The sequence below is a fragment of the Streptomyces sp. NPDC051555 genome (assembly GCF_044454405.1).
Taxonomy (GTDB): Bacteria; Actinomycetota; Actinomycetes; order Streptomycetales; family Streptomycetaceae; genus Streptomyces.
This window is the reverse complement of the sequence record NZ_JBITDP010000002.1, coordinates 566,753-587,391: the sequence shown is the minus strand read 5'-3', so window position 1 is coordinate 587,391 and position 20,639 is coordinate 566,753. Positions and strand designations below refer to the sequence as shown.

Below are 20,639 nucleotides of genomic sequence, written 5' to 3'. Positions count from 1 at the left end.
CGAGACTATGCGGCGTCGCGCCAGAGGCCTTGGTGCCGGCGGTACCAGTCGACCGTCGCCGCGAGGCCCTCGTCGAACTCCACTGCGGGCCGGTAGCCCAGGGTGTCCGAGATCTTGGAGATGTCCATCGCGTACCGCCGGTCGTGACCCTTGCGGTCGGCCACCCGTTCCACCATCGAGCCGTCCGCGCCGAGCAGTTCGAGCAACCGCTCGGTCAGCGCGCGGTTGGTCAGTTCCGTGCCGCCGCCGACGTTGTAGATTTCCCCGGACTTTCCGCCCGCGGCCACCAGCGCAATGCCCCGGCAGTGGTCGTCGACATGCAGCCAGTCACGAATGTTCTCGCCGTCGCCGTAGAGCGGCACTTTCTGTCCGGCCAACAGGCGGGAAACGAACAGCGGAACAATCTTTTCCGGGTACTGGTACGGGCCGTAGGTGTTGGATCCCCGAGTGAGGCACACCGGCAGCCCGTGGGTGCGGTGAAAGGCCAGCACCATGAGGTCGGCGGACGCTTTCGACGCGGCGTAGGGGGAATTGGGGGCGAGGGGCTCCTCCTCCGTCCACGGCTTTTCGTCGACGTCCAGGGAGCCGTACACCTCGTCGGTCGACACATGGACGAATTTGCCGATCCCGGTGTCCGACGCGGCGGTCAGCAGTGACTCCGTCCCCAGCACATTGGTCCGTACGAATTCCCCGGCCCCGGATATGGAACGGTCGACATGGGACTCGGCGGCGAAGTGCACGACGAGATCCATGCCCCGCATCAATTCCGCCATCAGTCGCGTATCGCAGATGTCGCCTTCGATGAAACGCAGGCCGGGGCTCGCGGACACCGGTGCGAGATTCTCTCTTCTTCCCGCGTAGGTCAGTTTGTCGACCACCGTCACCTCGGATCCGGCCAGCTCCGGGTAATTGTTCTGCATGGTCTGCCGGACGAAGTGCGAGCCGATGAACCCGGCACCTCCGGTGACAAGTATGCGCATGGGCCACCTCTCAGTTGTGGCGGGAAATCTCCATCAGGTACTTCCCGTAGTCCGTCTTCGCCAGCTGACTGCCGAGTTCGTGACACGCCGCGGCGTCGATGAAGCCCATGCGGAAGGCGATCTCCTCCAGGCACGCGATCCGTACTCCCTGGCGCTGTTCCAGCGTCTGGACGAACTGCGAGGCCTGCAGCAGCGAGTCGTGGGTACCGGTGTCCAGCCAGGCGAATCCGCGCCCGAGGTTGACCATCCTGGCCCTGCCCTGCTCCAGGTAGACGCGGTTCACATCGGTGATCTCCAACTCGCCGCGCGGCGAGGGGCGCACGTTCTTGGCCACGTCCACCACGTCGTTGTCGTACACGTACAGACCCGTGACGGCCAGGTCGGACTTGGGCGCGGCCGGCTTCTCCTCCAGGGAGATCAACTGCCCGCCGGCGTCCACCTCGCCGATGCCGTAGCGCTCGGGGTCACCGACGGAATAGCCGAACAGTACACAGCCGTCGAGATTCTGTATCTCCGCCTGGAGCAGTCTGCCGAACCCGGGGCCATGGTAGATATTGTCGCCCAGTACGAGCGTCACCGGATCTGAGCCGATGAAATCTGAGCCGATGAGAAAGGCCTCGGCAATGCCGTTCGGCTCCGCCTGCTCGGCGTACTCGATATTGATCCCGAGCTGGCTGCCATCTCCCAGGAGTTCCCGGAAGGCGCCTATGTGCTGGGGTGAGGAAATAATCAGGATGTCCCGGATCTTTGCCAGCATCAGCACCGAGAGCGGGTAGTAGATCAACGGCTTGTTGTACACCGGAAGTAATTGTTTCGATACGGCGTGTGTTAATGGATATAACCGGGTGCCGGTGCCTCCGGCCAGAACTATGCCCTTCATGCGACCACATTTCCGTAAGTGACTGGAGTAATGGGGTAGGGGAAGTCGGCTCAGGGCGACTTGATCTTTCCGTTGCTTGAACGCGAGCGTAGAGTTCCGGCTCGCCGCTGTCAACGTGATCTTGGCCTCTCTCCGGGCGGCCTGTGCGACGGCAACTCGTCATCTCTCCGGGTAATTTGGCGTCCGGTTTCCACTCCCTGACCTTCCTGCGGTCGGGGTTCGGCAGGACGCGTCCGCGCCCTTCAGGGCAAGCGGTTCACGTCGCGCCGGATTTCTCTCCGACTCCAACTCCAGCCCGGTCAGCGGATACCAACTGTTCATGTCCGCGTCGAGCGGGACGTGCCGACGGCGCCTGACGGGCAAAAGCCCAGATCAGGCGCCGCCTTTTGGGCTCCTAGAAGAAGCCGAGCTTCTTCGGCGAGTACGAGACGAGGAGTTCTTCGTCTGCTGGTGGTACATGGCCCGCATGCCGCTTGACCAGGTCCCATCCCCGTGGCGGGCGCCGTACTGGCCCTGCTGGTCCGTGAATGGCCCGGATCTTGGTGCACCGTGGGGACGGGTCGATGTCCTTCCCGCCGGTGGCGGGGATCGTCCCGGATGCGAATGCGGTGGACCTGGTGGCCGGGGAGGTGGCCTGATGGCGGGGAACGGGGATCTTACACTTCGAGGAAGCCGCCGCCGAGGAAGTGGACCGTTCCCCGCTCGGGGCCGGTGCCGAACTCGCGGTGGACGGCGAGCCCCAGGGGGGTCGCCGTAGAAGGCGCGCGAGCGTCCACGCGGTGCAGTCCGGGGTCGATGACGTAGGCCACTACGACTCCCCGCGCCAGATTTTCTGATACGCCTCCCGGTAGCCCCGCGGGTCCCAGGACGTGGCTCCGCCGCTGTTCTCGGCCGTCACCACATGAACGGGTGCGACGTAGCCACTGGCGGGCCGGTCGGCGAAGGCGCGGTTGAACTCGTCGATGATCTGCCAGCCCTGCTGGGCCAGCGGCTCGGGGACGGTGGCGGCCTGGAACCGCCCGCTGCTGATGCGCTGGAAGGCGGAAGGGTCGCCGTCGCCCGCACCGATGTTGAAGGGCGGCCCCGCGCCGGGGCGCCCGGCGGCACGCAGCGCCGGGGCGGCGTCGGCGAAGTAGAGGTCGTTGATCGCGATCGAATGGGTCCACCGGTCCCCGAAGCGGGACACCAGGGAGGAGACCTGCTGGGGGGTGCGCTGACTCGCGTCCGGGATGGGGATGTTCTCGGTGGCCAGCAGCCTCACCCCGGGGCAGGTGCCCAACTGCCGTTTGATCAGCTCGGACTTGGTCCGGGCGAACGGGATGGAGTCGTCGGTGAAGACGACGACCCCGGCGTCTGCGTCGGACCGGGCGATGACCCAGTCCGCGCTGATCCTCGCGACCTCCTCCACCTTCGTGGTCACGTTGGTGAAGAGCCGGGGACTCGTGCTCGGCCCGGGGGAGTCCACCGCGTGCCAGCCGATCAGCGCAATGCCCGCGGCCTCGGCCCGCGCCGCTTGCTGTGCCGTGAGCCGGGGATCGAAGCCTCCGATGACGATGCCCGAGGGCTTGAGAGTGACCGCCTGGCTGACCGCGGCCTGGATACCCGCGGGGGTGCCCTCCCCGTCGATCACCCGGACCTGCCATCCGATGACCGCCGCTGCCTCCCGAAGGCCCTTGGCGACTCCGGCGACACCAGGGTTGGTCATGGTCTGGGCGACATAGACGATGGTTTTGTCGGGAACCGCCTCGGGGCCGCCCGTGGGACCGCTCCAGGAGAGGTCCGTACGTTCGGCTCCCTCGACGGCCGCCGCCGCCCGCGCGAGTGCGGCCGGGCATCCGGCGGCCGAGGGCGAGGCCGAGGTCTGCGACGAGCCGCCTCCGCAGCCCGCGACGAGGGCGGACGCGGCCGCCCACAGGGCCGCGGCCGCGAGGACGCTGGTGCGGTTCGGGTACACGGTGCTCCTGACCGGGGGTGCGCTGAAGGGTCTACGGGGAGTCGGCTGCCGGCGACGCCGACGGCGCGGGCGGGTCGTCGGGCGGGTGCCGGTCACTCGCGCCGCGCGTGCGCAGCCGCCGCCTGGCCGCGTAGCCGGCCAGGCCGACCGCCATCAGCAGGGTGCCCCCGTTGAACAGCGGGGTGGCCCAGAACTGGGCGCCGAGCTGGCCGATTCCGGCGAGCCCGACGGCGAGCACGCTGACGGCCACGAGGGTTCCGAACGCGTTGGCGCGGCCGGGCTTGATCGTGGTGGAGCCGAGCAGCGCGCCGACGAAGGCGGGGAGCAGATACTCCAGGCCGACGCTCGGGTTGCCGATCTGCTGCTGCGCGGCGAGCAGGACCCCTGCGAAGCCCACGACCAGGCCCGATCCGGCGAAGGCGTAGACGGAGTACCTGTGGGTGGGGATGCCGATGATGCCGGCGGCACGGGGGTTGGAGCCGGCGACGTACAGGTACCGGCCGAACGGCAGCCGCTCCAGCACCACCCACAGGGCGGTGACGGCGGCGAGCACGTAGAAGGCGGGCAGCGGCAGGCCGAGGAACCGGGAGTCGTAGAGGGCCGTGAAGGAAGCCGGCAGGCCGTCCGGACCGGGCACGATCCTGCTGCCCTCGGTGAGCCATCCCGTGACGGCGTACATGATGCTCCCGGTGCCGAGCGTGGCGATGAAGGAGTCGATCCGGGCGAACTCGACGATGACCCCGTTGAGGACGCCGACCAGCGTCCCGCCGAGGACGACGGCGAGACAGGCGAGCGGCCAGGGCGTCCCCTCGTCGACGATGAGGCGCATCACCAGGACGTGCGCCAGCCCCAGCCCGTAGCCGATGGACAGGTCGAACTTGCCGGTGGCGATGGGGACCGTCGCACCGAGTGCGAGGAGGGCGGGGATCGACTGGTTGGAAAGGATCGAGGACACGTTGTCCCGGGTGGGGAAGGTGTCCGGCAGGGCGACGGAGAAGACCAGGAAGAGCAGGACGGTCACGGCCGGCAGGCCGTAGCTCCCGATGAAGTGATGCCCCCTGGGGGACCAGCGCGTCACGGGCCCGCCGTGCTGCCGGTGATCGAGGGCATGGCCGAGGCGGCCCGGGTGAGCTCGGTCGGCGTGAGCGCGGCACCGGCCGGCTCGGCCGTTACCAATCCGCCCACGAAGACCAGCGCACGGTGGCAGAGCCCCACCACCTCCTCGAAGTCGGTGGAGACCAGCAGGACCGCCAGGCCCTCGGCCGCGGCGTCTTCGAGCAGCCGGTGGACCGCCGCCTTGGCGCCGACGTCCACGCTCGCGGTCGGCTCCTCCAGGATCAGCAGCCGCAGCCGCCCGCGGAGCGACCGGCCGAGGATGACCTTTTGCTGATGGCCGCCGGACAGGGTGGCGAGGGGCACCTCGCTGTCGCGGGGACGCACCGAGAACCGTTCGATCAGGGCGGCCGCCTCGCGCCGCTCACGCCGGGGGCTGAGCCAGCGCCACGCCGGCACACCGGCCGCTCGGGGGTTGGCCAGGAAGTTCTCCCGGACGGTCAGATCGGGTGCGCAGCCTTCCTCCTGGCGGTTGGCGGCCACGAAACCGACTCCCCGGCCGAGGGCGGCGGCCACGGAGCGCGGGTGGTACGGACGGCCGTCGAGCAGTGTCCGCCCGCCGAGCAGCGGCAGCGCGCCGGCGAGGGCGCGGCCCAGATGCATATGGCCGGCGCCGGTCCGCCCGACCAGGCCGAGGATCTCCCCGGGCGCCAGTTCGAGGCTGACGGGCCCGGTGCGCTGCGTCCTCACGGCGTCGAGGCTCAGTACGGGAGGACGGCCCGCGGGCACGGCGGGGGCAGGACCGCGCCCCGCCGGTACGCCGCCCGCGATGTCACGGACCAGACGGGCGGGGCCGTACCCTTCGATCGGCCCTCCGCTGACCAGCCGGCCGTCGCGCAGGACGGCGAACGCGTCCGCGACCCGGTACACCTCGTCGAGCCGGTGGCTGACGTACAGAATGCCGTGCCCCCGGTCGCGCAGGGTGTGCAGCACGTCGAAGAGCCGGGCGCAGTCCGCGGCGGGGAGCGTGGCGGTCGGCTCGTCGAGGACGAAGAGCTCCGCGCGGCGCGCGAGGGCCCGGGCGATGGCCACCAGGGAACGCTCGGCGGGCGCGAGGTCCGTGATCCGGGCGTCGGCGCCCAGGTGCCCGGCGACGATCGAGAGGGCCTCGGCGCACTGCTCCCGAGTCCGCCGCCAGGAGATCAGGCCGTGCCGGCGCGGGTAGCCCTTCCCCAGGGCGATGTTCTCGGCGACCGTCATCCACTCGACCAGGCCGAGGTCCTGATGGATGAAGGACATCTTCCCGGAGGCGGCTTCGGAACCGAGCGGGTGCCCGGCCACCGTCACCTGGCCCTCGTCGGCCCGGTGGACGCCGGCGAGCACCTTGATGAGCGTGGACTTCCCGGAGCCGTTGGGGCCGAGGAGGGCGAGCACGCTGCCGCGGTGGATGTCGAGGCTCACGTCGTCCAGCGCGACGGTGCCGCCGAACCGCTTGACGAGGCCGTGTACCCGCACGAGCGGTTCCCTGGCGGAGCGCCGGGGCGGGCGGCTCGTCGAGGTGTCGGAAGTGTCATGGGCGTCATGCACGGACGTCTCCGGGGGCGGCCTCGGATCCCCCTCTCGGGAGGCTGGGACAGGGGGGATGTTACTGGCAGCAAAGGAGCAACACCGTGTATGACGTCGGTTATGCCGAATCCAGGGCGCATTCGGCCCAGATGACCTTGCCGCCGGGTGTGTAGCGGGTGCCCCATGCCCGGGCCAGCTGTGCGACGAGGAACAGGCCCCGGCCGCCCTCGTCCGTGTTGGCCGCCCGCCTCAGGTGCGGGGCGGTGCTGCTGCCGTCGGAGACCTCGCAGATCAGTGCACGGTCGTGGATCAGGCGCACCTGGATCGGCTCGGTGCCGTAGCGGACCGCGTTGGTGGCCAGTTCGCTCAGCAGCAGCTCGGCGGAGAACGCGAGTTCGTCCAGCCCCCAGTGGGCGAGCTGGCGTAGCGCGGCGGCTCGGATGGCGGATACCCGCGCGGGATCGGCAGGCAGGTCCCAGGTCGCGATCCGGTCGGCGGGCAGGACGTGGGTGCGGGCGACGAGCAGCGCGATGTCGTCGGTAGGGTGCTCGGGCGCCATGGCGTCCATGACCGCCTGACAGGTGTCCTCGGGAGTCCGGTCCGGGTGGGCCAGGGTCCGCCGCAGCTGGTCGAGGGTGACGTCGATGTCCCGGTGGCGATCCTCGACGAGCCCGTCGGTGTAGAGGACGAGCGTGCTGTTCTCGGGGAGCTCGATCTCGGCCGTCTCGAAGGGCAGACCGCCCAGGCCCAGCGGGGGCCCCGCGGGCAGGTCGGGGAAAGACGCGGTGCCGTCGGGATGGACCAGCGCCGGTGGGAGGTGGCCGGCCCGGGCCATGGTGCACTGTCGCGAGGTGGGGTCGTAGACGGCGTACAGACATGTGGCGCCGACGATGCCGGTGCTGCCCGTGGGGTGGTCGTCCCCCTCCTCACGGTCCAGGCGCACCAAGAGGTTGTCCAGGTGGGTGAGGAGCTCGTCGGGGACGAGGTCCAGTTCGGCGAAGTTGCGTGCGGCGGTCCGCAGCCGCCCCATCGTGGCGGCTGCGTGCAGCCCGTGGCCGACGACGTCGCCCACGAGGAGGGCGACGCGGGCGCCGGACAGGGGGATGACGTCGAACCAGTCGCCGCCCACGCCGGATTCGGCGGGCAGATAGCGGTGGGCGACCTCGACGGCGCCCTGCTCGGGCAGAACGCGGGGGAGCAGGCTGCGCTGCAGGGCCAGGGCCAGGGTGTGCTCCCGGGTGTAGCGGCGGGCGTTGTCGAGGCACAGGGCGGCGCGGGCCGCGAGTTCCTGGGCCAGCCGGCTGTCGTCGTCCCCGTAGGGGGCGGGGTCCTGCGAGCGGTAGAAGCTCGCGATGCCGAGCAGGACCCCGCGGGCGAGCAGCGGGACGGCGATGAGGGAGTGCACGCCGTGCGCCATGACCCGCCGGGCGCGCTCTGGGTCTTGTGCGATCCAGCCCGGCGCGGACCTCAGCTCGGGTTCCAGGAACGCGTGCCCTTCGCTCAGGCAGCGCATGAGGGGATTTCCGGGGCGGAGCTCCACATGCCGTCCAACCGGGTAGAAGGGGCAGTCGTCGCGGATGCCGTGGACCACCGTCCGGTACAGGTCGGTCCCGGGACCGGCGGGGTCGTCGCCGCGCAGCACGGCGTCGGGCAGGTCGACGGTGACGTAGTCGGCCAGGGCCGGGACCGCCATCTCGGCGAGCTCCCGGGCGGTGCGGCTCACGTCCAGGGTGGTGCCGATGCGGGTGCTGGCCTCGGCCAGCAGCTCCAGGCGCCGCCGCGCCTCGATGGCGTACCTCCCGACTTCGGGCTCGCCCACCAGGACCAGGCCGCGGACCGTGCCGGGTCGGGGCCCGGTGGCGGGCGTTGGTCCTTCGGGTGCTGGTTCGGCGGGCTGCGGTCCCTCGGGCGCCGGTCCGGCGTGGGAGGGGCCGGTGTGGGGCGAGACGGAGAGGTGGTGGACCGGCGGCGTTCCGCTGCTGAGCACGGCCTCGACGACCATTCCCTCCACCCCGGACCGGCTCGTGACCGGGCGGCTCAGCAAGGTGGCCTCCCGGCCGTGGGGGAGTGCCACGTCGACGGCCGCCCGCCGGAACGAGGAGATCAGCTCGGCCGCCCTCTCCTTGAGGATCGTCTGATCGTGCGGGTCCAGCTCGAGATCGACGAGTTCGTCCAGCTGGTCCAGCCCGGCCGACTCGGTCGGGACCGCCCGGACGGTCGGCCCGACGTGGTGCCGGTCCGGAGCGCCTGCGTCCGTCAGAGCGCGCTGTTCGGCATCGACGTACGCCCGCAGCAGCCCGCGCTCGCGCGCCGAGCTCTGCTCCGTCAGCCGCCGTTCGATCGTCTCGGCTGCCCGGCGGAGCAGGACGGGGAGGGCCGGGTGCTCGTAGGCGTGCGGGTACCCGAAGCAGAGCACGCCCGCGATGCGCCCGCTGAGCTGGTCGCGGATGGGTACGGCGCAGCAGGCGTTCGACTGGGCGCGCTCGGCGAAGTGTTCCGCGCCGTAGACCTGGATGGGGCCCCGTTCGGCCAGAGCGAGGCCGATGCCGTTGGTTCCGGCGAACCGCTCGGCGAAGACGAAGCCGGGCACGCTCTGGATGGGGGGCAGGGTCCGGGCAAGGGAGAGCTCGCCGAAACGGCGTTGCAGCACCGTGCCGTTCGCGTCGGCGAGCGAGACGTTCATCCGGCTGCCGGAGAACCGGGACTGCAGCTGGTCGAGGACGGGTCCGGCGGCACGTACGAGCCTGCTGTCCGGATCGAAGTCGTCCCGGTACGGCAGCTCGGTCTCGTCCGGCGATAGTCCCAGCAGCCGGCAGCGCAGCCACGAGTCGAGGATCGGACTCCGGACCCCGGTCTCGACCGAATCGCCCACCAGGAAGCGCTCACGGGAGCGTGCCGGGCCGATCTGCTCTCCCGTGGCCCCCATCTGCATCACTTTCCTTTGCCGGGTGTGCTGATCAGTAGCGATCCGTCCGATGAAAGTTGAAGAAGTGCGTTTTGAGTATATTCCCGGCCATCTGACCCGTCACAGGAGAGCGACCGGATTGACCGGCGATCCCGTCCCGCCGGGGATGTCGAGGGGTGTCACGACGATCATGAACTCGTAGCGCCCCGCTTCCGCGCACGCCGCGGACAACGCCTCCAGGTCCAGGTTGTCCAGCAGGGGCACCCCCATGGCCGCGACGGCGAGGGCGTGGACGGGGGAGTGGAGGCCCTCGACCGGGGATGGCCGAACGTCGCTGTCCCCGTCCGCACCGAGCAGGCTGACCGCGCGCTCGGCCAGCAGCGGCATCGCGTCCACGTGGAAGCCCGCGCTCGCCACGTCGACGTCCCAGGGACCTAGTTCGCGGCGGCGCCGGAACCGGCCGGAGCGCAGCAGCACCGCACATCCGTCGTCGATCGCGACGCCGAGCGCCCGCTCGGCGGCGATGACATCACGGGCACGGACCGCGTGTCCGGGCTCCAGCCAGGCGGCCCCGATGACGGCGGGCAGGTCGAGGAGCACGCCCCTGGTCACGAGCGGGCCCAGCGCCGCCACCGAGCCGAAGCGGGCACCTCCGGAGCTGATGACGTCCTGCGCCGGGTGACCCCCGTAGAGCAGCCCCCGGTAGGCGATGTGGGACAGCGCGTCCAGGTGGGTGACGGCCTTGCCGTGGTAATCGACGGCGAGGAAGTCCTTGTGGGTGGCCGGTTCCGGCGGCTCCACATCGCCGAGGTCGGACATGTAGTGCAGGGCGGGCTTGGTGTTGTCGGGGCCGGGCCGGGTGTTCCAGGGCCGCCCCAGCGGCACCGTCGTACCGTCCCTGACCAAGGCGGCGGCCCGCCGCACGTGGTCGGGGGTGACCCGGTTCCAGGCGCCCCGGTCGGCCGGGGCCCAGCGGCCCCACGTGCGGACCGCGGCGAAGAGGGCGTCGAATTCCTGACGGGAGACCCGGGGAACCTCCGGGGGGTGGGTGCTCATGGCTGCGCGGCCCTCCAGGTGTGCGGGGGCGGCGGCCCGCCCTTTCGCATCCCTGCCCGGTCCTGGCAGCGGTCGGACACCCGAGGGGACGCGTCGACCGGAGTGGTGGCCCTGCTGCGGCCCGTCCGGCCCGGCTGGGCCCCCTAAGGGCGGCTGGCTGACTTCGGAGGTGCCCGAGACGTGGCGGGACGGGGGCCCGAGACGTGGAAGGACCTACGAAACGGGCTCCCTGCGCCGGCATTGTCCGGATCAGGTGATGGGGGTCGCCTTCAGGTCTTCCGACCCTCGGGCCTCTCAGCCCTACCGTCGACGTCGGCCACGGCGGACAACAACAACCTCTGGTTCCGCCTCAGTCGGCTACTCCGGTCGAACTCCCTCGCTCGCCTCGTAGGCCTACCAGCAGCATTGCCCGCCAGTGCCGGAATAAACCCTACTTACCCGCTTTTATTAGGTTCTCTTGTCCGTCGGTTGGGTGGGCCCCCGGCGCGCGGCATCCCTGGCTGCCCGCACGCGTGCAAGGGCGAGGGTAGAGGCATCACGAGTGCCTCCGGATGGTGCGGTCGGTCGTTCCGGGGGGACGATGGAAGCCGAAGCGCCCACAGACGCAGGAGGCAGGCCAGGTCCGGCGTCAGGGGACGGCCCGCGCCATGCCGGCAGGTGAAAGGAGAGCCTGCGATGAGCGCAACCGAGGGGGGTCGGGCCGATTCCGGTCAGCCGGAGGGAAGTGCGTCGCAGCCGAGCGGGCTGATGGATCTCCTCGGTGTCGCGGCGGTGCTGCTGGATGCCGAGGGTCGGATCGTCTTGTGGAGCCCGCAGGCCGAGGAGTTGTACGGCTACCCCGCCGAAGAGGCGTTGGGGCGGTACGCGGCGTCACTGTTCGTACGCGAACAGCACTGGGAACTGATGATCAAGCTGTTCGCCCAGGTCATGGAGACCGGTGAGGGCTGGGCCGGAACGTTCCCCATTCGGCACAAGGACGGCACCACTCGCCTGGTGGAGTTCCGCAACATGCGGCTGTTGGACGACCGCGGTGACTTCTATGCCCTCGGGCTCGGCGCGGACGAGTCGACCTTGCGTGAGCTGGAGCGGGACGTGGCGCTGTCCACCCGGCTGGTCTCCCAGTCCCCCATTGGGCTGGCGATCCTCGACACCGATCTGCGGTACGTGACGGTCAACCCCGCCCTGGAGCGGATGCACGGCATACCCGCGAAGGATCACCTCGGCCGGCACTACCGCGAAATCATGACCGCCGCGAAGTTCGGGGTGCCCGAGGCCGCGATGAAGGAGGTCCTGAAGACCGGGCTGCCCATGGTCGACCAGTCCACCGTGGTCGGCCGCACACCCGGCGACCCGGACGAGCACGCATGGTCGATCTCGCTGTACCGGCTGGAGGACCCCCGTGGGCGGGTTCTCGGGGTCGCCGACCTGGTAGTGGACGTCACGGATCGTTACCAGGCGGCCATGGAGGCTGCCGAGGCCCGGCGGCGCCTGGCCCTGATCGCCGACGGCTCTGCTCGGATCGGCACCAGCTTGGAGGTGGAACAGACCGCCCGGGAGCTGGCCGAGGTAGTCGTCCCCGAGCTGGCCGACGTGGTCGCGGTCGACGTGCTCGACTCCGTCCTGGATGAGCGCCGCCCCGGCCCTGCCCCCAGGGACGGCGGCGCTGCGCTCTTTCGCGCGCTCGCGGTGAGGGCGGCCTACGCGACTGAAGCAGTCCAGGCTGCCGATCCGCCCGGCGAGATCGCTGCCTACGCCGCCGACCGCGTGGCCACCGAGACCGTACGCACCGGCCGCCCGATCCTGATCTCCCACGCGGATGACAACGACCTGGCGCGCATCGCCCGCGACGGCCACGCTGCCGCACTGCTGGCCCGCGCCGGCGTGCACTCCTACATGTCGGTCCCGCTCATCGCACGCGGTGACATCCTCGGCTTCCTGGGGCTCACGCGGGCCCGCAACCCGGTGTCCTTCGGCGAGGACGACCTCGCCCTCGCGGTCGAGCTGGCTTCCCGCGCCGCCGTGTGCATCGACAATGCCCGCACGCACCAGACCATGCGCAACGCCGCCGAGACCCTCCAGCGCAGCCTGCTCCCCAGCCACCCGCCGCACCTTCCCGGCCTGCAGATCGCCTCCCGGTACCGGCCCGCGCAGGCCTCGTACGAGATCGGCGGCGACTGGTACGACGTCCTCCCCCTCGACGGCGACAAGACCGCACTCGTCGTGGGCGACGTCATGGGCAGCGGCATCGACGCCGCCGCCACCATGGGCCGGCTGCGCACGGCCACCAGCGCCTTCGCCGACCTCGATCTCGCCCCCGATCAGGTCCTCCGGCACCTTGACAAGATCACCACAGGGCTGGAGCACTACATCGCCACCTGCGTCTACGCCGTCTACGACCCCCATCGCGCTGAATGCCGGATCGCCAACGCCGGCCACCTACCGCCCGCTCTGGTACGCAGCGGGAAGCGCCCCGAACTCCTCGACCTGCCCACCGGCACACCGCTGGGAGTCGGCGGTGTCCCCTTCGAGACCAAAACCTTCGGCCTCGGCCCCGGCGACCAACTGGTCCTGTACACCGACGGGCTGGTCGAAACCCGCCACGACCCGATCGACGAACGCCTCGGGACCCTCCTCGCCCTGCTCGACGTGCCCGACCGATCTCTGGAAGAGACCTGTGACCGGCTCCTACGCGAACTCCGGCGTCCCGAAGACCCAGACGACGTCGCTCTGCTCGTCTGCCAGACGCAACCCTTCACACTCGGCTCTGAGCCCCGTCAGCGGTGATCCCCGATGCCCCTGCACAAGGTTCCACCGCTAACGGCCGAGCTGGTGCTCAGTCGGCTGATGGCCTCCACACCGAGGCCGGCAACCACCGGCGTTCTGCGGAGTTGGTCCCTGGGCCTACAACAAGAACACCTGGCGCCAGACCTGCCGTGAGCTGGGCATCAGCCCACGATGGACCAGGCTCTGGCGGCCCCGGACCAACGGCAACGTCGAACGCTTCCACCGCACCCTGCTCGCAGCACGAGCCTGCCAGAAGCCCCACACCTCGGACCTGCAACGCCAGGATCCGTTCATCGACTGGCTGCGGTGGTACAACTACCACCGACCCCACACCGGCATCAGGGGCCAGGCACCCGCCAGCCGCGTCACCAACCTGTTCGGACAACACACTCTGCGCTCACTATGGGACATGCGCGCCACCCCGAAGCGGGTCACGGACAGCCGTGAGGCGGGCATCTCTCCAGCATGGGTGGAGTGTTCGGCGTTGAGCCGACGTCGGGTGGAGAGCGACCGCTGAACGCGGTGCATGAGCCGGATGGAGACGGCTCAGCACAAGCGGGCCTGCCCGACAGTCGCGGTGGGCGCAACGGAACAGAGTCCGGCCGTGGTCGCCTCCATCGGAACCTGACCTGGACGACCGCACCCGCGTTCCCGGGCGGGGACGTCCCGCCGGGTGCCTGGCACTACAACTCGGCGCCGGCCGGACCCTTCGCCTCCTGGGCTTCCGGTCCGTCGGCGGCGATGATCCTTCGTAGGGCTTCGTGGTAACCCGGCCAGTCCCTGCTGCGAATCCACCAATCCATATCGACGACGTAACGCAGGTGATTCTGCATGTCCCGAAGCGCCGTCTCCTTCGCCGCAGCCACAAGCTGCCGGCTCTCCTCGCTGTCGGTGGCACCCTCAAGGACGCCACGAAGGGCCCTCTGCCAGTCGTGGACCCATTCCGCATCATCGACCGCCTGGGGGCCGTTCATGTAGTAGCCGATGGCCAACAGATCTGACTGCTGGCGCGTCAGCTCTCCCCCGAGAGCCCAGGAAACAGCGACTGCGGCCGCTTCCTGAACCAACTTCACATCATCAGGACTGTGGTGGCTATAGTCCATCTTGTCCATGATCATCACCCTATCCGGGCCAGGGTCGGTGGCTCGCCGCCCACATCCATGGGCACTTCGTCCGCCAGTGCCATGGAGGCGCAGAAGCCCAGGCCTGGACTTGAGCGCCGGTGCTCCCGGCGCGGTCAGGCAGGGCCCCAGTAGCTGCGCAAGTCCCCGGGCAACGAGCTGCCGCAACGCGGCAAGCGACCCCGGCCCTATCGGCCCCGGACGAGCGGCAAGGTCGAACGCCTCGCTGCTCCTGCTGGAGGAGAACCCAACGGAAAGACGGAGGCTAGTACGGGAGGTAGTAGCTGAGTACGTCGGCGGTGAGTGGAGGGAAAAGCACCTGGAACAGCTCCTCGTCCGCGGAGTAGACGTCGGGGCGGATCCGGGTCAGTCCTTCCATCCCGTGCGGGCCGAACAGCAGGGCGGCCAGATGGTCGGGCGCCACACCGGCGCCTTCCACAGCTCCCGGCGACTGTATCGGGCCGCCGGTGGCGACCTCTCCGAGCCTGTTGGCGAGCACGGGAATCCGGTGGTGGGCGCCGAAGGTGGAGATGACGATGTCTTTGCCGGTGCGGTCGATCCCGGCCGCGGTGAGGCGCTGCCAGAACAGCGGACGCAGCCTGTCGAGGAGCGCTGCGACATCCGGGACGCGGATGTAGTACTGCTCTGCGTTCCGGTGCGGTTCGTGGTCGATGAACTCCTGCCACGCGTTGCCTGTCACGGTGCCTGCCCGGTGGACGATCCGTATCGGGTCACCGGGTGCCAGGGCGGCGACGCCGCTCAGGAGGTCCCGTGCCGCCGCCTCGTCGCGTGCCGCGGCCTCGGCCAGGAGCATTTCCTCACCGGGGGGCGTGGTGCGCGCGGTGGCGATGACCGTGCCGGCGTGCTCGAGAACCCAGAGGTTGCTCGCCTCGTGGTCCAGGAGCCATCGCCAGCACGCCGCCGAGTGCGGCATGGTCACATCGAACCCGCTCTGGGCCGAGGCTTGCAGGGCGGCCATGGAGGGGATGTCGGAGGGCCGGGCGGCACGGAGCGTGGCTGTTCCATCGCCGGGCGGCAGGGCGTTCACCTTCAGAGCCTGCGGTATGTCGATGGCGTACTCGTAGCCGAACAGCCGGTAGAAGTAGGGGATTCCGATCATGGCCTGGACGAGGTGGCCGCGGGCGGCGGAACGCTCGTGGGCCCAGTGCATGAGTGCCCTCACGAGCCCGCGTCCTTCGTATTCGCTGTCGGTGGCGACCAGTTCCACCTGGCCGGCGGGCAGGCGGACGCCTCCGATGCGCACCTCTTCGTCGAGGAGCGTCGCGGTGGACACGACCCGGTCGCCGTCGACGACCACGGCGCAGGAGGACAAGCCCGCGTCGGGGTCGGTGACCACCAGCCGGTGGTCGATGGCGTCGTCCGGCTCACCGCGCTCGGACAGGAGCGCGCCGATCTGGTCGAGATCTGCGGGCCTCGCCTGTCGCAGGGCGAGGCCGTCGAGCAACGAAACAGGTTCGGAATATTCGTTGGTCATGGTCACAGCCAGACTTTGGCATCGCCCAGCCAACCCGTCCAACAAGTTTTTCGCAGCTCGTCGTCAGCGCCGACGGGTACGGGGTGGTCAACCGCGCCGGCTGGCGTCTGCTCGCGGATCTGGCCGACGCCACCCTCGGCTGGATCTGGGCCGACCCGATTGCCGCCCTCGTCGTCCTTGCCATCGCCCTCAAGAAACGCCGCGATGCCCGGCAGGGCGAGGACTGCTGCGCACCGACTGCGCAGGCCGTCTCTCCGACCACCACAGCCAGCGTGATCAATCTCGGTGCCGACCTCGGTTCAAGCGACCCCCGAGGCCGGATGAGGACGGCGCCGCGCTGGGGAAGGCTGTCGTCACGGAGCACGCGGCGCTTCTACGCGCTGCGGAACAGCGGTTTACCCTCCCGCAGTCGGCGGCAGACCCGCTGGTAGCTCGGGCGGCGGAGCTTCGGCGGCCGTCCCTGCCTGGCGCGCCTCGCGCCGCCGTCGTACACCTGCGGGACGAAGATGTAGCGGGCCGCCCGGAGTTGCTCCTTGAGCGGGGAGTAGGACTCCACCTCCACCTCCAGCTCGCCCGCGCGGTAGGAGGCGGACTTGTCGCTCAGCACCAGCGCCCGGGCGTGCACCTTGCCCTCCACCTCGAAGGTGAAGTCGTTGTAGTAGCCGTAGACGATGCCCTCGGCCCGCAGGTCGCCCGCGACGTACACCGAGCCCCAGGAGACCAGGTCGCGCACCACCAGGTCGCCGAGCACCACCAGCATGCCGATGTCGGAGACGTAGTCGTCCAGGAAGCCGTGCACGATCAGGTCGCCGTCGACGACCAGCGCGATGTCGAGGTCGAGGTCCTCCGGAACCACCAGATCGCCCTGGTGGCGGTACCACGCGATGCTCGTGTCCTGGAGGTAGTCGGCCATGCTGGCGTGGGGGCCCAGCCGCTCGGCCACCGCGGAGGTGTCGGCAAGCCGGTCGAACCGGGCCCGCCAGGAGGACATGGTCAGCACGGGGTCTCCGTTCCGGCCCGGAGTGCCCCGACCTCCAGCATGGCGCGGGCCTGCGCGGCGTCCGAGGCGTCCGTGCCCGCCGCGATGGCGGCGAGCACGGGCTCGGGCAGGGCGGGATTCTTCAGCATGCCGTATTGGCGCACGCCCGCCTCGGCCCAGGCCAGCAGAATCTCGACCGGGGTCGCCGGGTTCTTGGCGATGTCGTTGAGGAGGCTGGTGTCCTCGGCGCGGGCGGGGTCGCGGACGAATTCGGCGAGCGCCTCCGGTGGGGTGTGACGGTTGGCGACGGCGCGGCGCAAGTAGTAGATCGGGCTGCGGGCCATGGCGGCGAGCACGTCCCCCAGCGGCTCGGTGTGCCGGGCGTCGTCGATCGTCGCGAAGCTCTCGATTTCCGCCTTGCCCGACACCGTGCCCGCGCAGTACGTCAGCCCGAACTCGACCAGTAGGTCCGCCGGCCAGTTCGGCTGGTCCATCGCGTTCCCGGGGTGGAAGTACGGCCACAGGCCCAGTGCGTGCAGCGCGCGCAGTGACTCGGGCGGGGTGGCGGGGTGCTCCAGTGCCGCATACGCGAGGCGCTGGACGTCCTGCTCCTGCCCGTCCGCGATGCTCTCGCTGTCACCGAACGAGCGCGTGATCGTGTCGACCAGCCGGGCGAGTGTCTCGGGCGGGGCCGTCGTGTTCTGGCTGATGGCGACGAGCACGGCCAGGCTCGGGTCGCCGGCCAGTTCGGTGAGCTGCCGGACGGGGGTGAACGCGTTGGCCGCCGCGGCAGCCCGGACGCACGGTTCGGGGTCGGCCGCGAGTCGGGCCAGCACGGCCGGGGTGCGGTTGTGGTACTGCTGGCCCATCAGCTCCCGGACGCGGGTGTCGGGATCCTGCGCCAGGGCGTCGAGCAGCGGCGCGAGTTCTCCTGCTGAGCGCTTGTTGACGGCGTTGCGGCGCACCCCCGGGTCCGGGTCGGTGAGGTCCGCGTCGCCGGCGTGGCCGAGTGCGGCCACCACCCGACGGACCCGCGCGTCCGGGTCGGTGGCGAGGGCCCACAGGTGCTCCGGCCGGGCGTCGATCCGCCGGACCAGGGTCAGCCGGACTTCGGCGGAAGTGTCGGTGACCAGCAGCGCGGCCGCCTCGCGCGGGAGTTTCTCACGTCCGGCCAGGGCCCGGCGCACCGCTGCCGATCCGTCCCGGGCCAGCGCTTTGAGTGCTGCCTTGGGGGTCGCGCGGTGCACTGCCACCACCCGGCGCACCGACTCCTCCGGGTGGGCGGCGAGCTCGGCCAGCCGCTCGGCCGAGGTGGCCGGGTGGGCGGCGAGCGCGCGCAGCACCCCGAACCAGTCGGGGCCGCCCGCGACGGCCCGAACGGCCACCTCCTCGGCCAGCTCGGCCGGCAGCCCTATCCGGGACGCCACGATCCGGGCCGGCCCCGGAGCCTGAGCTGCCAGCTCCCGCAGCCGTGACAGCGGTGTGGCCGGGCGCCACGCCTCCGCGACGTCGCCGTCGATGTCCATCCGCACCCCTTCTTGACGCGCCGCCCCGGGTGGGTGGCCCGGGCCGGGCGCCAGGCTGCCCCGGGTGCGCCCCGATGGGTCGCATCCGGGGACGGCATCGACGTCACCGACCTGGGGAGGATCCTGACACGGGGCTCTGACAGCGCCTCACACGGTCTGCCCGGATGGTCGGACCGGGCGTTCACACAACCGTCGGTAGCCCGTCGGCAGGCGTTGATCGGCTCCGGGGCGCAGGGCGGCAGCGCGGCGTCACGCCGTAGTCCTGTTCGACGAGCCTCTCGTCCCCCTGAAGAGCTACACGCTGATATGGCTCTCCAGCGGGATGCTGACCAAGGGGCCGGCCCGTAGGTTCGTTTGCGGATCTCGGAATGGAAGACGTCATGAACCAGTGAAACGATCTGCGCAGCTGCGGCGGAGGTTGCCGGCCATCTTCGTCACCGCGCCTGTGTACGTCGGCGCGTTCGCCGAACGCCTCGCTTTCGGACACCCCACCGGAGTACTTGCGATGTCCGATAATGAACACGTGTCCGAGACGACCGCCGCGATGGCGGACCTCCCCAGCCTTCGCATCCTGCGGGCTGACCTCATCACCATACGAGGCTGCCCTATGCCACCTCTGGCCTGGCCCCGTTGGCTACGCTGGCTACCCCACGGCCTCGTGTTGCTCGCAGCCGCTCTGACTGCCGCGGCGGCGGGCGCGACCGCCCCGATCCCGGCCATCGGGCACGCGGCCATGCTGCTGGTGGCCCTGCGCTGGCCGACGTCCGCCTGGTGGCTGTCGATGGCCCTCGTCACCGGTATCACGTTGGAGTATCCGCCCACCCACGACACTCAGATCTACGTGTGGATGGTGCACGCAGGGGTTCTCTTCTTTCTCGCGCTGCGGGTGCGCTTGCTCTCGGCGATCACTGCGGCCGTACTCAGCACCCTGCTGGCTGTTCTGCTGAAGCTGTCCGGCTGTTCCGTCGGCTCATGGAAGATGATCACCGGGGCCCTCGTGCTGTTCGCTCTGGCCGTGCTCATCGGAGCCGTGGTACGCGGCCGACGCGAGGACCACGCACGCCTCACCGAGCAGATCGCCGCCACGGCCCGGGAACGAGCACTGCGCACTGTCCTGGAAGAGCGCACTCGGATCGCACGCGAGCTGCACGACGTCGTGGCCCATCACCTGTCACTCATCTCCATCCAAGCCGATGCCGCGCCCTATCGGGTCCAGGCTCCACCACCAGAACTGGTCACTGAGCTGGCCTCGATCCGCGCCAACGCCTTGGAAGGACTGGCCGAACTGCGCCACATGCTGGGTCTGCTGCGGTCGAACGGCCCCGGCGACAGCACGACCGGCACCAGCCCGCAGCCCTCCCTGGCACAGCTTGACGGGCTGCTCGGCAACGTACGCGCTGCCGGCCTTCCCGCGACCACCCGGATCGAGGGCACTGCCCGCCATCTGCCCCCGGGCGTGGAACTGTCGGCCTACCGCATCATCCAAGAAGCCCTCAGCAACATTCTGCGCCATGCCCCCGGTGCCGAGACGAGCATCGAACTCGCCTATGCACGAGATGCGTTGGGTCTGAGGGTCGTCAACGGGCCTGCCGCGCTCCCCGCTGCCCCCTCACCCGGGGCCGGGCACGGTGTCATCGGCATGCGGGAGCGCATCGCAATGCTCGGCGGTTATTTGGCCATCGGCCCCACCCCCGACGGCGGCTACGAGGTCAGCGCGGCGCTGCCCACCTGTATCGCGCCCGCCGCCGGCAAGGAGATCTGCGCATGACCATCCGCGTGCTCATCGCCGACGACCAGGCCATGGTCCGGGACGCCTTCTCCGTCCTGCTCGGCGCCCAGCCCGACATCGAGGTCGTTGCCACCGCCGAGGACGGCACGCAGGCCGTCGCCCGGTCCGCGGAACTGACACCCGACGTGATCGTGATGGACATCCGGATGCCCGGCACGGACGGCATCGAGGCATCCAGCTCGCGGAAGCCGTAAGGGTAGTGGCCCGGGGCGAGGCTCTCCTTGCACCCGACATCACCATGCGGCTCATCGCCGAATTCTCCCGCGTGAGTCCTGGTGCCAAGCGGCCGACCGGCGTGCGCATCGATGCCCTTACCGACCGCGAGACCGAAGTTCTCGAACAGGTGGCACAGGGCCTCTCCAACGCGGAGATCGCCCAGGTGCTGGTCGTCGCCGAGGAGACGGTCAAGACGCACGTGGGCCGCATCCTGCGAAAGCTGCAGCTGCGCGATCGCACCCAGGCCGCCGTCTTCGCCTACGAATCCGGCCTGGTCGCCCCCGGCGACGCGGCCCGCTGGGCACCGTTGCTCCGGGCCGCCCCGTAGCCCTGCG

Annotated in this window: 14 protein-coding genes and 2 pseudogenes; 4 read left to right on the top strand and 12 right to left on the bottom strand. The window is 70.2% G+C overall.

The annotated features are described in order from the left end of the window. Positions 1-5: 5 nt before the first annotated feature. From rfbB to ACIBEA_RS07060, 8 genes are all read right to left on the bottom strand, one after another. Complete coding sequence (gene rfbB / locus ACIBEA_RS07095) at positions 6-980, bottom strand: dTDP-glucose 4,6-dehydratase (RefSeq protein ID WP_399258791.1); 975 nt, start codon at positions 978-980, stop codon at positions 6-8. Between the two features lie 10 nt (positions 981-990). Then, entirely contained in the window at positions 991-1,860 is an 870-nt protein-coding gene (gene rfbA / locus ACIBEA_RS07090) for a glucose-1-phosphate thymidylyltransferase RfbA (protein ID WP_399258790.1), read from the bottom strand. Between the two features lie 656 nt (positions 1,861-2,516). Further along, a complete protein-coding gene (locus tag ACIBEA_RS07085; RefSeq protein ID WP_399259082.1) occupies positions 2,517-2,669 on the bottom strand; it encodes a hypothetical protein in 153 nt (50 codons plus the stop codon). Further along, a complete protein-coding gene (locus ACIBEA_RS07080) occupies positions 2,669-3,814 on the bottom strand; it encodes a substrate-binding domain-containing protein (protein ID WP_399258789.1) in 1,146 nt (381 codons plus the stop codon). The genes ACIBEA_RS07085 and ACIBEA_RS07080 overlap by 1 nt, the downstream gene beginning before the upstream one ends. A gap of 31 nt (positions 3,815-3,845) precedes the next feature. After that, a complete protein-coding gene (locus ACIBEA_RS07075) occupies positions 3,846-4,892 on the bottom strand; it encodes an ABC transporter permease (RefSeq protein WP_399258788.1) in 1,047 nt (348 codons plus the stop codon). Next, the gene (locus ACIBEA_RS07070) at positions 4,889-6,454 is read right to left on the bottom strand and encodes a sugar ABC transporter ATP-binding protein (RefSeq protein WP_399258787.1); all 1,566 of its coding nucleotides are present in this window, start codon (positions 6,452-6,454) and stop codon (positions 4,889-4,891) included. The genes ACIBEA_RS07075 and ACIBEA_RS07070 overlap by 4 nt, the downstream gene beginning before the upstream one ends. Before the next feature lie 97 nt (positions 6,455-6,551). After that, positions 6,552-9,359, bottom strand: coding sequence for a SpoIIE family protein phosphatase (locus tag ACIBEA_RS07065; RefSeq protein ID WP_399258786.1), 2,808 nt, complete (start codon positions 9,357-9,359; stop codon positions 6,552-6,554). Between the two features lie 99 nt (positions 9,360-9,458). Beyond that, positions 9,459-10,394: a cyclase family protein gene (locus ACIBEA_RS07060; protein WP_399258785.1), complete on the bottom strand. Its 936-nt coding sequence runs from the start codon at positions 10,392-10,394 to the stop codon at positions 9,459-9,461. Positions 10,395-11,069: 675 nt separating this feature from the next. On the opposite strand from ACIBEA_RS07060, the gene ACIBEA_RS07055 reads away from it, so the two are divergent. Then, on the top strand, positions 11,070-13,178 hold the full coding sequence (locus tag ACIBEA_RS07055; protein WP_399258784.1) for a SpoIIE family protein phosphatase: 2,109 nt from the start codon (positions 11,070-11,072) through the stop codon (positions 13,176-13,178). 112 nt (positions 13,179-13,290) lie between these two features. After that, positions 13,291-13,569, top strand: a pseudogene (locus ACIBEA_RS07050) (integrase core domain-containing protein); the annotation flags it as partial. A gap of 292 nt (positions 13,570-13,861) precedes the next feature. On the opposite strand, the gene ACIBEA_RS07045 reads toward ACIBEA_RS07050, so the two are convergent. The 4 genes from ACIBEA_RS07045 to ACIBEA_RS07030 form a co-directional block, all read right to left on the bottom strand. Continuing rightward, positions 13,862-14,290: a hypothetical protein gene (locus ACIBEA_RS07045; protein ID WP_399258783.1), complete on the bottom strand. Its 429-nt coding sequence runs from the start codon at positions 14,288-14,290 to the stop codon at positions 13,862-13,864. Positions 14,291-14,564: 274 nt separating this feature from the next. Then, on the bottom strand, positions 14,565-15,794 hold the full coding sequence (locus ACIBEA_RS07040) for a GNAT family N-acetyltransferase (RefSeq protein WP_399258782.1): 1,230 nt from the start codon (positions 15,792-15,794) through the stop codon (positions 14,565-14,567). 373 nt (positions 15,795-16,167) lie between these two features. Then, positions 16,168-16,794, bottom strand: coding sequence for a hypothetical protein (locus tag ACIBEA_RS07035; RefSeq protein ID WP_399258781.1), 627 nt, complete (start codon positions 16,792-16,794; stop codon positions 16,168-16,170). Beyond that, positions 16,788-18,299: a hypothetical protein gene (locus tag ACIBEA_RS07030; RefSeq protein ID WP_399258780.1), complete on the bottom strand. Its 1,512-nt coding sequence runs from the start codon at positions 18,297-18,299 to the stop codon at positions 16,788-16,790. The genes ACIBEA_RS07035 and ACIBEA_RS07030 overlap by 7 nt, the downstream gene beginning before the upstream one ends. A gap of 523 nt (positions 18,300-18,822) precedes the next feature. Between ACIBEA_RS07030 and ACIBEA_RS07025 the strand changes: the two genes are divergently transcribed. Together ACIBEA_RS07025 and ACIBEA_RS07020 are read left to right on the top strand one after the other, a co-directional pair. Next, a complete protein-coding gene (locus ACIBEA_RS07025; protein WP_399258779.1) occupies positions 18,823-20,067 on the top strand; it encodes a sensor histidine kinase in 1,245 nt (414 codons plus the stop codon). After that, a pseudogene (locus ACIBEA_RS07020) lies at positions 20,064-20,632 on the top strand (response regulator transcription factor). The gene ACIBEA_RS07025 and the pseudogene ACIBEA_RS07020 overlap by 4 nt, the downstream one beginning before the upstream one ends. The last annotated feature ends 7 nt before the right edge of the window (positions 20,633-20,639 follow it).